At 60.9% G+C, this 14,565-nt stretch carries 13 protein-coding genes; all 13 read left to right on the top strand.

What is annotated here, in order from left to right; genetic code table 11:
• The first annotated feature begins 19 nt into the window (after positions 1 to 19).
• The 13 genes from AC6RA8_RS02050 to trxA all read left to right on the top strand — a co-directional run bounded on the left by AC6RA8_RS02050 (position 20) and on the right by trxA (position 14,544).
• Positions 20 to 1,279 (top strand): ABC transporter substrate-binding protein, encoded by a 1,260-nt coding sequence (locus tag AC6RA8_RS02050; RefSeq protein ID WP_500350465.1) that lies wholly within the window; start codon positions 20 to 22, stop codon positions 1,277 to 1,279.
• A gap of 91 nt (positions 1,280 to 1,370) precedes the next feature.
• Positions 1,371 to 2,264 (top strand): carbohydrate ABC transporter permease, encoded by an 894-nt coding sequence (locus AC6RA8_RS02045; RefSeq protein WP_500350464.1) that lies wholly within the window; start codon positions 1,371 to 1,373, stop codon positions 2,262 to 2,264.
• On the top strand, positions 2,264 to 3,145 hold the full coding sequence (locus tag AC6RA8_RS02040) for a carbohydrate ABC transporter permease (RefSeq protein WP_500350463.1): 882 nt from the start codon (positions 2,264 to 2,266) through the stop codon (positions 3,143 to 3,145). The genes AC6RA8_RS02045 and AC6RA8_RS02040 overlap by 1 nt, the downstream gene beginning before the upstream one ends.
• A gap of 5 nt (positions 3,146 to 3,150) precedes the next feature.
• The gene (locus tag AC6RA8_RS02035; protein WP_500350462.1) at positions 3,151 to 4,263 is read left to right on the top strand and encodes an ABC transporter ATP-binding protein; all 1,113 of its coding nucleotides are present in this window, start codon (positions 3,151 to 3,153) and stop codon (positions 4,261 to 4,263) included.
• Positions 4,263 to 5,756 (top strand): FAD-dependent oxidoreductase, encoded by a 1,494-nt coding sequence (locus AC6RA8_RS02030; RefSeq protein ID WP_500350461.1) that lies wholly within the window; start codon positions 4,263 to 4,265, stop codon positions 5,754 to 5,756. Before AC6RA8_RS02035 ends, AC6RA8_RS02030 begins: the two co-directional genes overlap by 1 nt.
• A complete protein-coding gene (locus AC6RA8_RS02025) occupies positions 5,753 to 7,348 on the top strand; it encodes a GMC family oxidoreductase (RefSeq protein ID WP_500350460.1) in 1,596 nt (531 codons plus the stop codon). Before AC6RA8_RS02030 ends, AC6RA8_RS02025 begins: the two co-directional genes overlap by 4 nt.
• Entirely contained in the window at positions 7,345 to 7,653 is a 309-nt protein-coding gene (locus AC6RA8_RS02020; protein WP_500350459.1) for a Dabb family protein, read from the top strand. Before AC6RA8_RS02025 ends, AC6RA8_RS02020 begins: the two co-directional genes overlap by 4 nt.
• Positions 7,654 to 7,689: 36 nt before the next feature.
• Positions 7,690 to 8,694, top strand: coding sequence for a LacI family DNA-binding transcriptional regulator (locus AC6RA8_RS02015; protein WP_500350458.1), 1,005 nt, complete (start codon positions 7,690 to 7,692; stop codon positions 8,692 to 8,694).
• 91 nt (positions 8,695 to 8,785) lie between these two features.
• Complete coding sequence (locus AC6RA8_RS02010; RefSeq protein WP_500350457.1) at positions 8,786 to 9,949, top strand: Gfo/Idh/MocA family protein; 1,164 nt, start codon at positions 8,786 to 8,788, stop codon at positions 9,947 to 9,949.
• Between the two features lie 19 nt (positions 9,950 to 9,968).
• Positions 9,969 to 12,059: an FAD-binding protein gene (locus tag AC6RA8_RS02005; protein ID WP_500350456.1), complete on the top strand. Its 2,091-nt coding sequence runs from the start codon at positions 9,969 to 9,971 to the stop codon at positions 12,057 to 12,059.
• 271 nt (positions 12,060 to 12,330) lie between these two features.
• Positions 12,331 to 13,119 carry an exodeoxyribonuclease III gene (locus AC6RA8_RS02000; protein ID WP_500350455.1) on the top strand — a complete coding sequence of 263 codons (789 nt, stop codon included), beginning with the start codon at positions 12,331 to 12,333 and terminating at the stop codon, positions 13,117 to 13,119.
• The gene (locus AC6RA8_RS01995) at positions 13,116 to 13,592 is read left to right on the top strand and encodes a GNAT family N-acetyltransferase (protein WP_500350454.1); all 477 of its coding nucleotides are present in this window, start codon (positions 13,116 to 13,118) and stop codon (positions 13,590 to 13,592) included. Before AC6RA8_RS02000 ends, AC6RA8_RS01995 begins: the two co-directional genes overlap by 4 nt.
• Before the next feature lie 34 nt (positions 13,593 to 13,626).
• Positions 13,627 to 14,544: a thioredoxin gene (trxA, locus tag AC6RA8_RS01990; RefSeq protein WP_500350453.1), complete on the top strand. Its 918-nt coding sequence runs from the start codon at positions 13,627 to 13,629 to the stop codon at positions 14,542 to 14,544.
• Positions 14,545 to 14,565 lie beyond the last annotated feature (21 nt).

Here is a 14,565-nt window from a genome sequence, read left to right as displayed (position 1 = left end):
GCAAAATGGGAGGAAACCAATGCGTTCTTTTTTGAAGACCAAAACAGCAATCGCGCTGGCGCTGACGGTCAGCGCCGGTGCCGCTCACGCAGATGGGCACGGCGGTGTCGAGGTGTTGCACTGGTGGACATCAGGCGGTGAGGCCGCAGCGCTGAACGTTCTGAAGGACGACCTCGAAGGTCAGGGTGTCGGCTGGACCGACATGCCCGTTGCAGGGGGCGGCGGCGAACAGGCCATGACGGTTTTGCGCGCGCGCGTCACCGCTGGCAATGCCCCCACGGCCGTTCAGGGCCTCGGCTTTGACATTCTCGACTGGGCCAATCAGGGCGCTCTGGCGAACCTCAATGATGTTGCCGCGGCAGAAGGGTGGGACGACGTGATCCCAGCCGCCCTGCAGCAATTCGCCAAAGTGGATGGCAAGTGGGTTTCGGCGCCTGTGAACGTGCACTCGACCAACTGGGTCTGGGCCAACAAGGCAGTGCTTGACGCCAACGGCATCGCGGTCCCAACCACGTGGGAAGAGTTCACCGCCGCTCTGGATACGCTCAAGGCAGCCGGTGTCACGCCGGTCGCGCACGGTGGGCAGGCCTGGCAAGAGGCGACTGTCTTTGACGCGGTCGCGATGTCGGTGCTTGGGCCAGATGGCTATAAGGCCGCGTTCATCGACCTTGATGAAAGCGTTCTGGGTGGCGACGGCATGAAAGAGGCGTTCGACCGCATGGCCGTGATCCGCGAAAACGTGGACGAGAATTTCTCAGGCCGTGACTGGAACCTCGCAACAGCGATGGTCATCAATGGCGAAGCCGGTTTCCAGATGATGGGCGACTGGGCCAAGGGCGAGTTTCTGAACGCGGGCAAGGTACCGGGTCAGGACTTCCTGTGCTTCCGCTTCCCCGGCACGTCTGATCAGGTCACGTTCAACGCGGACCAGTTCATGATGTTCGACCAGGGCGGGGCCGTTTCCCCGGAACAGGCCAAGCTGGCCACAGCGATCCTGTCGCCTTCATTCCAGTCGGCCTTCAACGTTGTCAAAGGGTCGGTGCCCGCACGGACCGATGTGTCGAACGAGGCGTTTGACGATTGCGGCAAGAAAGGCATGGCCGATCTGGCAGCCGCCGCATCTTCGGGCAACCTCTTTGGCTCCATGGCCCATGGCCACGCCAACCCGGCATCGGTGAAGAACGCGATCTACGACGTAGTCACGGCGCATTTCAACGGCGAGTATGACAGCGAAACCGCCGTCGCAGAACTGGTCGACGCGGTGTCCATCGCCAAGTGATCCTCCCTTGGCGGGGCGGTGGCACAATGCCGTCGCCCCGACACTTTGGATACAAAACAAACCAATGACTTCTGGGTGAGGAGGGCGCGTCATGGCACAGGCTGCCAACGCGGATTTCAAGACACGGCTACAGACATGGTTGCCCAAGCTGGTGCTTTCACCGTCGCTGGCTATGGTCCTGATCTTTGTTTACGGCTTTATCGCGTTCTCGGTCTATCTGTCCTTTACCGACAGTCGGCTTCTGCCGTCCTTCGGCTGGGTCGGATGGGAGAATTATTCCAAGCTCTGGCGCCTCAGCCATTGGGAAACGTCAATCACCAACATGGGTGTTTTTGCCCTGCTCTACATTGGGATCTGCACGGTCCTCGGGCTCAGCCTTGCGATCTTCCTCGATCAGAAAATCCGGGCCGAAGGGTTCATTCGCACCGTGTACCTCTATCCGATGGCGCTCAGCTTCATCGTGACAGGCACGGCGTGGAAATGGTTTCTCGATCCCGGCATTGGACTTGAGAATGTCATGCAAAGCTGGGGCTGGACCAGTTTCGAATTCGATTGGATCAAGAACCGGGACTTTGCCATCTACACCGTGGTTCTAGCCGCCGTCTGGCAGACCAGCGGCTTTGTCATGGCCATGTTCCTTGCGGGTTTGCGTGGGATCGACAACGAAATCCTCAAGGCGGCGCAGATGGATGGCGCCTCCAACTGGAACCTCTATCGCCGGATCATCATTCCGCAGCTGCGGCCCGCCTTCCTGTCGGCCTTCGTGATCCTCAGCCACCTCGCCATCAAGACGTTTGACCTGGTGATCGCCCTGACAGGTGGTGGGCCCGGACGGGCAACTGAATTGCCCGCGACCTTCATGTATTCCTACACGTTCTCGCGGAACCAGATGGGGATCGGTGCGGCCTCGGCCACGATCATGCTGATGACCATTGCGGCCATCATGATCCCCTATCTCTACGCCGAATTGCGGGAGAAGAAATGATGGCGCACGCAACCCAAGATACCGCCATCCGCACAGGGCGCGCCGTGCGCATGCTGATCTATCTCGTGCTGGTTCTGTTCGCGCTGTTCTACATGCTGCCGCTTTACGTGATGCTGGTGAACTCGGTGAAGCCGCTGGAAGAGATCACCGGCGGCGGCATGATGAACCTGCCGCAGGTCTGGACGCTTGCGCCGTGGGCCAAGGCGTGGTCCTCGGCGCAGATCGGGGTCGAGCCGACGGGCCTGTCCCCCTACTTTTGGAACTCGATCAAGATGGTCGTGCCCGCTGTTGCCATCTCGACCATTCTCGGCGCGCTCAATGGCTATGTGCTGACCAAATGGCGGTTTCGGGGCGATACAATCCTGTTTGGTCTCATGCTCTTTGCCTGTTTCATCCCGTTCCAGATCGTTCTGATCCCGATGGCGCGGATGCTGGGCCTGATGGGGATGGCCGGAACGACCTGGGGGCTGGTGCTGGTGCACGTGGTCTACGGGATCGGGTTCACGACGCTGTACTTCCGCAACTACTACGCCGTCTTCCCGACCGAACTGGTGCGCGCAGCGCAGATCGACGGAGCAGGGTTTTTCCAGATCTTCTGGCGTATTCTTCTGCCCTCGTCGGGCCCCATCGCAGTGGTGTCGATCATCTGGCAGTTCACGAACATCTGGAACGACTTCCTCTTTGGCGCTTCCTTTGCGGGCGCTGACAGCCAGCCCATGACGGTTGCGCTCAACAATCTGGTTCAGGCCAGCCACGGGGTGAAGGAATACAACGTTCACTTCGCCGGTGCGATCCTGGCCGCACTTCCCACACTCCTCGTCTACATCGTCGCGGGCCGCTATTTTGTGCGCGGTCTGATGGCTGGCTCCGTCAAAGGATAAGACCTATGGGCTTTCTCGATATCGACAACACAACCAAGTCCTATGGCGCGGTCGAAGTTCTGCACAACGTGGACATCTCGGTCGAAGAGGGGGAGTTTCTTGTCCTTGTTGGCCCGTCAGGCTGTGGCAAATCCACGCTTCTGAACATGATCGCCGGTCTGGAAGAGATCAGCAGCGGCGAGATCCGGATTAAGGATCAGGTGATGAACGGGGTCCACCCGTCCAAGCGCAACATCGCGATGGTGTTCCAGTCCTACGCGCTCTACCCGAACATGACGGTTGGGCAGAACATCACCTTCGGGCTGGAAATGCACGGCACACCCAAGCCTGAGCGCGAGAAGGCGATGCGGGAGGTGGCCAACCTTCTACAGATCGAACAGCTGCTTGACCGCAAACCAGGCGCCCTCTCCGGTGGGCAGCGGCAACGGGTTGCCATGGGCCGCGCATTGGTGCGCGATCCGGATGTGTTTCTGTTTGACGAACCGCTGTCCAACCTCGACGCAAAACTGCGTGTCGACATGCGGACAGAAATTAAGAAGCTCCACCAGAAGCTGGGCACCACCATCGTCTACGTGACCCACGACCAGATCGAGGCGATGACGCTCTCGACACGCATTGCCGTGATGAATGGCGGCTATGTCCAGCAACTTGGCACGCCGCAGGATATCTACGACACGCCCGCGAACATCTTTGTGGCGACCTTCATGGGGTCGCCTGCGATGAATGTGGTACCGGCACGGGTCGCCGTCGAGAATGGCAAGCCCATGGCGAGCGTTGCATTGCACGACGGGTCCGAAACCGCCCTGCCGTTCAGCCAGGACAACATGGCGGACTGGGACGGGAAAGACATCCTTCTGGGTATCCGCCCCGAAACGATCACGGACGAAGACGCGGCAGACCGCAAATCCTCGAACATCGCGCATATGACCAATCGGATTGTGGTGACGGAACCCGCTGGCTCCGACACTTTCGTGACGATGACCATGGGTGGCAAGGACGTGATCGCGCGGATGCGCTCTGATGCCGAGGTGCATCCGGGCGCGGATTTCACATTTGCCGTGAACATGGAAAAAGCGGTCGCCTTTGATCCCGCGACCGAGGCGCGCATCGCACCCTGATGCAGCCTGACGTCATCATAATCGGCTCGGGCATGGGCGGCGCGACACTGGCCGCAGTGCTTGCGCCGACGGGCCGCCGCATCCTGATCCTTGAGCGGGGGGACCACCTGCGCCCGTCGCCACGGGACCGTGACGCGCAGGCGATTTTCCGGGACGGCGTCTTTCGCCCGAACGAGGTTTGGCTGGATGGCCAAGACCAGCCTTTCAACCCCGGCAACTACTACAATGTCGGCGGCAATTCGAAATTCTACGGTGCCGTGCTGATCCGATACCGGGCCGAGGATTTTGATGCGGTGCAGCATGCAGGTGGAGCGACGCCCGGTTGGCCGATCAGCTATGACGATCTTGAACCTGACTATCAGGCAGCTGAACAGCTCTATGCCGTGCGAGGTGCCTTGGGCGATGACCCGACAGAGCCGCCCCATTCCGGCACCTACCCGCACAAACCGGTGCGGGATGAGGACGACATCGCCGATCTGCGCGCCCGGTTGAAACGGGTTGGATTGACACCCAGCCACCTCCCGCTCGGCGTCGATATCGACCGCTGGCTGTCGGCGGGACAGACCACGTGGGATGCCTATCCCGACACCTGCGGGGGTAAGATGGACGCGGAAACCTGCGGCCTCTCCAACGCACTGGCCCATGACAACGTCCAGATCCGGACCGGATGCCGTGCAACAGCCCTGATCGCTGACCCGAACGGTCAGGTGACAGGGGTGACTTGCGCGGTGGATGGCGGCACAGAAACGCTGACAGCGCCAATCATCGTGCTGGCCGCCGGTGCGGTGCAGACGGCGGCATTGCTGCTTGCCTCGGCCAATGACAACTGCCCGACCGGCCTTGCCAACCGCTCGGACCAGGTGGGGCGCAACTTCATGAACCACAACTGCAGTGCGGTGCTGGCCCTGCATCCGTTCCGGCGCAACCGTGCTGTGTACCAGAAAACGCTGATGGTGAATGACTACTACCTGGGCAGCGATGGCGACGGGCCTCTGGGCAACATCCAGTTGCTCGGCAAAATCACCGGCCCCATCCTTGCGGCGAATGCGCGCCTGCCGCGCTGGCTGGCCCACCAAATCGCCACGCGCAGTTTTGATTTCTACGCCATGTCTGAGGATTTGCCGAACCCCGACAGCCGGGTCACGCTGAAGGACGGAAAGATCAAACTCGACTGGCAGCGGTCGAACTGGGCCGCGCACAAGCGTCTGGTCAAAAGCCTCACCACCAAGCTGAAGCAGGCCGGCTTCCCCATCGTGATGGCGCGGCCATTCGACCGGCGTACCCCATCCCACCAATGTGGCACGGCCCGCATGGGCACCGACCCGACCGCAAGCGTGGTGGACACCTTCTGCCGCAGCCACGATCACAAGAACCTGTTTATCGTCGACGCTTCGGTCCTGCCGACCTCTGCCGCCGTGAACCCCGCATTGACCATCGCGGCACTTGCACACCGGGCAGGGCGGCACATTGCTCAGACGGAGTTTGCGGCATGACGGCCAAGGGCTACGATTTCATTGTCATCGGCGGCGGGTCGGCAGGGTCGGTGATCGCGGCGCGGCTGTCAGAACACCCTGATGCGCGTGTCTTGCTGCTCGAAGCTGGCGGCAGCGACCGCCACCCGTTTTTCCATCTGCCCGCAGGCTTTGCCAAGATGACCAAGGGTATCGGATCATGGGGGTGGTCCACTACGCCGCAGCGATCCATGCAGGACAAGGTCTTCAACTATACCCAGGCCAAGGTGATCGGCGGTGGTTCGGCCATCAACGCCCAAATCTATACGCGCGGCGCGGCACAGGACTACGACGAGTGGCGGCAAATGGGGTGCGAGGGGTGGAGCTATGAAGATGTTCTGCCCTACTTCAAGAAGTCCGAGGATAACGACACTTACAATGGAGAGTATCACGGTGTGGGCGGTCCACTGGGCGTCTCCATGCCCGCCGCGCCGCTGCCAATCTGTGACGCGTTTATCGAGGCCGCAGGACAACTGGGCATCCCCAAGACCACAGATGTGAACGGGGCCAGACAGGACGGGGCAGGGTACTATCAACTGACACAGCGCAAAGCGCGCCGGTCCTCGGCTGCGATGGCGTTTCTGGTCCCGGCCATGTCACGGCCTAACTTGACCATCCAGATGCAGGCGCAGGTCCGTCGCATCACGGTCGAAAACGGGCGCGCCACCGGGGTCGAGATGGCGGACGGCACCAAGGTCACTGCAGATCGCGAAGTCATCCTGTCCTCTGGCGCCATCGGATCACCTCGCCTTCTGCAGCTGTCGGGTATCGGTCCGGCGGATCACCTGCAGGGGCTGGGAATCAACGTGGTGCTGGATCAGCCGGGCGTCGGCGCAAACCTTCAAGACCACCTTGATCTCTACGCGATCTGCGAAGTGACCGGCCCACACACCTATGACCGCTTTGCCAAGCTGCACCTGAGCGCCCTGGCCGGGCTGCAATACCTCTTCACACGCAAGGGGCCGGTTGCCTCCAGCCTCTTTGAAACCGGTGGCTTCTGGTATGCCGATGAAAACGCGCGCTCGCCCGATATCCAGATGCATCTCGGGCTTGGCACGGGGATCGAGGCCGGGGTCGAAGCCATGCCAAACGGCGGCGTGACCCTCAACGCTTGCCATTTGCGCCCGCGCTCCCGGGGCAGTGTCAGGCTACAAAGCGACAATCCCGCCGATATGCCCCTGATCGACCCGAACTACCTGTCAGACCCTTATGATCGCGAAATGTCGATCCGCGGCCTGAAGTTGGTACAGGATATTCTGGCGCAGGATGCTCTGAAACCCTTCATCATGGCCGAACGCCTGCCCGGGCCGGATGTGCAGACGGATGAGGATTACTTCAACTTCATCTGCGTGCACTCCAAAACATCGCACCACTGCGCAGGCACCTGCCGCATGGGCGGTGATGCCGATGCCGTGCTGGACTCCCGGCTGCGGTTCAATGGGATCGAAGGGCTGCGCGTGGCCGACGCCTCGGTCATGCCCACGGTCAACTCCTCCAACACCAACGCTCCATCCATCATGATCGGTGAAAAGGCCGCTGACATGATCAAGCAAGACCAGGGACTCATGCAATGATCCGCCATATCGTTCTCACCAAGTTCAAGCCGGAGACGTCCGAAGACAAGATTGCCGGTATCTACGCGGGCCTGTCTGCACTGGCGGACAGCCTGCCCGGCGCACAGAACTTCACTGGCGGCCGGTCCGAAAGCCCCGAACAGATCGAACGCGGCTACATGCATGGTTTCGTGATTGATTTCGACGGCTGGGATGCGCTGCAAACCTATGCCGACAATGATGAACACAAGGCACTTGGCGGGCAACTGGTTGAAAATGCCGTGGGTGGGATCGACGGCATCCTTGTGCTCGACCTTGATGTCTGAGACCAGCAAAGGCTGATAACGAAGGGACGCCTGCAGATGGGTCAAAGACCAACCATACTGGATGTTGCCAAACAGGCGGGCGTGTCGAAATCGACCGTCAGCCTTGTCCTGCAAGGCAACAAGACGGTCAAGGAATCGACCCGGCAAGCGGTGCGGCAGGCGATGGCCGACATCGGCTACGTCTACAATCGTTCGGCTGCAACTTTGCGCTCGTCCTCGTCCGGTCTGATCGGTCTGGTGATCAACGACCTGCGCAACCCGTTCTTCACCGAATTCGCGGCCCTGTTTCAGATGGAACTGGCCAAGAACGGGTTTGCGACCGTGCTTGCCAATTCGGACGAAGACCCAGACCTGCAGACGCGCATGATCTCTTCGCTGGTTGAACATGGTGTGTCCGGCTTCATCGTTTCGCCCAGCTATGGCTCCGAACAGGACGCCCTCGCCGTTCTCGAAGCCTCCAATACCCCCACGCTACAGGTGTTCCGGGCGCTCGATGCAAGTGACCGCAAGTTTCCATTCGTTGCGCCGGATTATGAACGCGGTGGGCGCCTCGCGACCGAGCATTTGCTGGAGATGGGGTGCAAGCGCATCGCCTTCCTTGGCGGACTGGATGGCCGCCCGGTCACCGAGGAACGCATGAGCGGGTACCTCGCGGTCTTGTCCGAGGCTGGGATTGAACCGCTTGTCCTGACCGGGCAGGCGACGCGATCCTTCGGCAAATCCATGGCTGCCGACCTGCAAGCCAAACACCCGGATGTCGATGGCGTCCTATGTTTCAACGACCTTGTGGCGCTGGGCGTGCTTGCGGCCTGTCCTGAACTTGGCGTGCGCGTCGGCACCGACCTGCGGGTCGTGGGCTTTGACGATATCGAAGATTGCCGCGACAGCTATCCGTCCCTGACCTCGGTCAGTTGCAACATCCCTGACTTTGCAAAATCAACGGCTGCGCAAATCCTCGGCTGGATCAAGGATGGCAAACGCCCTGCGCTGACTGCCCGCAGCCCGGTCCAACTGATCAAAAGGGCCTCTAGCGGACCCTGATTACAACGCGCCCGACAGTGGGTGGCCCCGAAACACGCTGCGCCAAAACGATGGAACGTTCCAAGCGCCAGCAACACAGAAGGAAAAGCACATGACGGAAGTAAAAGTCGCAGTTCTGGGCGCGTCTGGCTGGATGGGCAAGGTTCACACCATGGCCTACCAGTCCTTTCCGCATTTCTTCGGAAACGGCGGTGGGACAGCCCGCGTCACGGCCCTGGTCGAGGCCAACCCCGATGCGGCCAAGGATCTGGCCTTTCGTGCCCCGGGGGCCAAGATCCTGTCCAATTGGCAAGAGGCGGTCAACGATCCCGACATCGACCTGATCGACATCTGCCTGCCGGACAACCTGCACTATGACGTCGCCAAGGCGGCCCTTCTGGCGGGAAAGCACGTCTATTGTGAAAAACCTCTGGCCGACACCGCCAAAGAGGCGCGCGAGCTGGCGGACATAGCACGTGAAAAGGGCCTGATCACGCGCGTCGGTCACTCCTTTCCCCGCAACCCAATCCATGAACGCGCCAAAGAGATCATCGATGCGGGTGAAATTGGCGAGATCAAGCTGTTCAAGGGCTGCCAGCACATTGACGTGTTTGGCGACCCGCTCGTCCCCTACATGTGGCGCGCCAATGGCGATCTGGCTCCCACAGGGATCATCGGCGACACGGGAAGCCATGTGTTCAGCTTCATGGACTTTCTGATCGGGCGCGTTTCATCGCTGATCGCCGACAGCTACATCACCGCCCCAAAGCGTCCCAAGATCGAAGGGGTGGACTTTGGTGGCGCAGCCCCGGAGATCACGGATCGGACCGAGTGGGGTGATGTCACCAACCCGGATGGCACAAACCTGCTCTGTATCTTTGAGAACGGCGCAAAAGGCATCGTCGATTTCAGTCGCGTCGCCACTGGCCGCAAGTTCATGCAAACATATGAAATCTACGGCACGAAAGGCAGCCTCGCGTACACGTTCGACGAGATCAATCGCCTGCGGTTTTATTCCAACGATGACCCGACCGGGCGACGGGGTTTCCGCGAGATCGACGTGGGCCCTGAACACCCGACTTATGGCGCGTTCCTGCCGCTGCCCAACTTCGCGCTGGGCTACAACGAGAGCAAGATCATCGAAGTGGCCGAAGTCATTAAGTCGATCACAACTGGCACGCACATGTGGCCCACCTTCGAGACCGGTCACCATATCTGCCAAATCGTGGATGCCTGCATGGCCTCTGCGAAGCAGCGTGCATGGGTCGACATCTGATCAGTGAAAGGAAGACCAAGTGGCTCTCTCCGTCCCACAAGACATTCTTGATGCGCTCACGGACGTGGTCATGCCGCGTTTGCTGGCAGAGCCTGCACCGGACCGGCACGTAACAGCTTCGGGCTACGACATCCCCGTGTTTCCATGTGGCGCCATCGTGATCGGCAGCGGCGCCGCGGGCCTGCGCGCAGCGGTCGAGATGAAGCGCCGCGATGTGGATGTCGTCGTCATCAGTCAAAGCGCATGGGGTGGAACGTCGGCCTGTTCCGGGTCGGACAAGCAAACGCTGCACACCGCCAATACCAAGGATCAGGGCGACAATTTCCAGGCCATGGCCGCCGCCATCCGCGCAGGCGGCGCGATGGACGAAGACATGGCATACATCGAAGCCGTCGGCTCGATCCGCGCCATGGCGTCATTGCAATATCTCGGCCTGCCGCTGCCGCAGGACGATCTTGGCGGCACGCTCCGGTATCAGACCGACCATGACGAGGTTGGGCGCGCCACGTCCTGCGGGCCGCGCACCTCCCGGCTCATGGTCAAGGTGCTAGCAAAGGAAGCGATTGGCCTTGGCATCCCCCTGTTCAATCACACCACCGCCGTGAAGGTGTTGACCGAAGGGCAGGGGGACCAGATGCAGGTGACCGGTGTGCTGACGATCCGGCCCAAGGCACGCACAGATGCCAACCCGCTTGGCCTCGCGCTGTTCCAATGCGCGGCGCTCGTCTTTGCGGCAGGTGGCCCGGGCGAGCTTTATCGCGACAGCGTGTTCCCCAACGGGTGCTTCGGCACACTTGGCCTCGCACTGGAAACCGGGCTCGAACTGGTCAACATCACGGAAAGCCAGTTTGGCATCGGCACCCGCCGTGAAGGATTCCCATGGAACCTGTCCGGCACCTACGTGCAGGTGATACCGCATATCTATTCCGTGGATGACACCGGGGCCGAGCACCACTTTCTCGCCGACTACTATCGCACCACACAGGAAATGGCCTCGAACATCTTCCGCAAGGGCTATCAATGGCCCTTCCATGCCAGTCGAATGCTCGATTTCCAGTCCAGCCTCGTGGACCTTGCGATCTTCACAGAAAGCCAAAAGGGGCGGCGGGTCTTTATGGACTTCAACCGTAACCCGCTGCCCGTGCCGGGGGATCAGGGCTTTGATCTTGCACGGTTGGATGACGATGTGCGCACGTACCTGTCAAATGCCGGTGCCTCGCACGAGCTGCCCATTGATCGGCTGCGCCACATGAACCCGCTCGCGATTGAGCTCTACAAACGCTACAAGGTCGACATCACCTCGGACCCGCTGGAGTTTGCGGTCAACAACCAGCACATGAACGGCGGTATCGCGGTCGATACCTGGGGGCGGACCAACATCGCAGGCATTTACGCGGTGGGCGAAGCGTCAGGTACGCACGGGGCGACGCGGCCCGGTGGGTCGGCTTTGAATGCCGGTCAGGTGTTTGGCACCCGCGTGGCCGAACATGTGGCCGCCAGCGGCAAAGCCCACGCGCCTTCAGATACTAAGCCGCACATCGACCGCACCATCACTGAAATACGGGCCGTCCTCAAAACCGACAGTCCGCACACGATCAAAGACCTCCGCGCCAGCATACAGGCCCGGATGAGCGATCACGCAGGCATTCTCTGCACCGCCAAGAACGTGACATCGGCACGTTCAGAGGCGCAGCACCTGAACGACGCCATCCGCCGGAAGGGAATTGCATACACGCGTGAAAATGAAATTGGTCGTGCCCTGCAATGGCAACAAATGGCACTCGCGTCCGAGGCTGTTCTGACCGCCCTTGATCACTACATCTCGAACGGCGGGGGCAGCCGCGGCGCAAGGGCTATATGCGATCCGGCCGGCACCGCCTTGCCCATGGCCCGGACAGGGCCGCTGCCAAATGTGCGATTCCGCCCCGAGCGTGACGCAGACATGAACGAACAAATCCTCGTGCGGCTCGACGGTACAGACATCGTGATCTCGACCCGCCCCAACCGCGCTTTTGACCCCAATGCGAAATCCTTTTTCGAACGGGATTGGCCCGCCTGGCTCACTGGCGGCATTTACGATTTACCTGACGAGAATGATCAAACGCGCTGAAGTCGGGACGATCACAAGCACTCAGTGCCGCGCTTGATCCGCGAAACCGCCCGCCTTCGTGGGTCAGTCTGTCTCTGCACCGGTTAAAATCGGCATAATCCACCGTCCGCGCACCCAACCTACTGCCACGTCGTGACAATAACGAAACCATTGAAATCCCGTGAACAGGGCGAAGGGCTTGTCCCCGCGGGGACAAAACGCATTTTCCGGGTGGAGACTGCGGTTTCCGGCGTCTACTCTGGCCGCCAAACCCGGATTTCTGGAGCCGCCCATGCCCTTCACCCTCGCCACCTGGAACATCAATTCGGTCCGCCTGCGCGAACCCATCGTGCTCAAGCTGCTCAAGGAAGAAGGCCCAGATGTACTGTGCCTGCAAGAATGCAAAAGCCCCGTCGAAAAGATCCCTCGCGAAGGGTTTGAGGCGCTGGGCTACACCCACATGGTCGCGCGGGGCGACAAGGGATACAACGGTGTCGCGATCCTGTCCAAAATACCGATGGTCGAATCCAGCGCACAGGATTTCGCGGGCCTCGGCCACGCGCGCCACATTGCGGGACAGCTCGAAAATGGCGTGACGGTCCACAACTTCTATGTCCCTGCGGGGGGCGACGTGCCGGATCGGGAAAAGAACGAGAAGTTTGGCCAGAAACTCGACTACCTCACCGACATGCGCGATTGGTTCCACGGTGACAAGCCGCAGAAATCCATTCTCGTGGGTGACCTGAACATCGCCCCGCGCGAGGATGACGTGTGGTCCCACAAGCAACTTCTGAAAGTCGTCAGCCACACGCCGATCGAGGTCGAACACCTTGCCGAAACGCAGGATGCCGGTGGCTGGGTCGACGTCACACGGGCCGACATCCCTGAGGGACAGCTCTATTCGTGGTGGTCCTATCGGGCCAAGGATTGGGATGCCGCTGACAAGGGCCGCCGCCTGGATCACGTCTGGGCCACGCCAGATATCTCGAACGCTGCCCATTCCAGCCGTATCCTGCGCGGCGCCCGTGGCTGGGAAAAGCCCAGCGACCACGCGCCGGTCTTTGCCACGTTCGACCTTTGATCAGGCCTGCACGTCTTGATGAATTGGATGCACTGACCGATCTGATGCATCGGTCAAAGGCCCATTGGGGCTATGACGAAGACTTCATGCAGGCCGCCCGTGCCGTGCTGGTTTTGACACCGAAAGATGTTGAGACCGGGGAACTGCGCGTGTTTGACGATGACGGTCTGCAGGGTCTGTGCAAGCTGGTGGTGCGTGAGGACGGCGCGGATCTCGACAAACTGTTTGTCGGCCCGGAAGCGATGGGCAAGGGCGTTGGACGGGCCCTTGTGGATTGGGCCATTGAGCGGGCGCGAGTGCTCGGTGCCACACGGATGCAGATCGAAGCGGACCCGGATGCTGTGCCGTTTTATGAACGCATGGGTGCCCGCGTGATCGGGGGCGTTCCGTCCGAAGCCATAGCAGGTCGCACCCTGCCGTTGATGCAGATTGACCTTAGTGGCTTGGCACCGGACGCCTGCGGGTCCATATAAAGCGCGACCCGCCGCGCCAAGAAGGAATGACACGATGATGGATTTGGGATTGTCCGCAGGCCCCGATGACGCCGACCTGATCAAGGACGGCTCGGAAGCAAGCTTCATGCAGGATGTGGTCGAAGCCAGCCAGACCGTGCCGGTGATCGTCGATTTCTGGGCACCGTGGTGCGGACCGTGCAAGACGCTTGGGCCGATGCTCGAGGACGCGGTCAAGGCGGCCAAGGGTGCTGTCAAGATGGTCAAGATCAACGTGGACGAGGCACAGATGATTGCGGGCCAGTTGCGCATCCAATCGATCCCGACCGTCTACGCTTTCTGGCAGGGCCAGCCGGTGGATGGTTTCCAGGGCGCGGTGCCGGGGTCCGAGATCACCGAGTTTGTGGATCGTGTGATTAAGGCGGCGGGCGGTGAAGCACCCGGCGACAGCCTGAACGACGCCGTCGAAGCCGCCGAAGACATGCTGACCGAAGGGGCGGCCGTGGATGCGGCGCAGACCTTTGCCGCGATCCTTGGGGAAGACCCCAACCATGCAGGCGCTTATGGCGGGCTGGTTCGCGCGCATATCGCGATGGACGATCTGGATCAGGCCGAGGCGATTCTGAACGGCGCGCCCGCTGAAATCTCCGAGAGTGCCGAGGTTGAAGCCGCCCATGCCCAGTTGCAACTGGCCCGTCAGGCCGAGGATGCAGGCCCGGTGGCCGAGCTGCGCGCAGCGGTCGAGGCCGACGAAAGCAACCTGCAGGCCCGTTTTGATCTGGCACAGGCACTGCATGCCAGCGGAGATGCCGAGGCGGCAGTCGATGAACTGCTCGAGATTTTCCGCAGGGATCGCGAGTGGAACGGCGGCGCTGCCAAGGACCAGCTTTTCACCATATTCGACGCGCTCAAGCCAAACGATCCAATTGTTCTGAACGGACGTCGTCGTTTGAGCTCGATGATATTTGCCTGATCCGTTTCCCGGGCTAGCTGA

This window comes from Tateyamaria sp. (assembly GCF_059783535.1).
The sequence above is the reverse complement of the archived record's forward strand: the minus strand, read 5'-3'. Positions and strand labels throughout refer to the sequence as shown.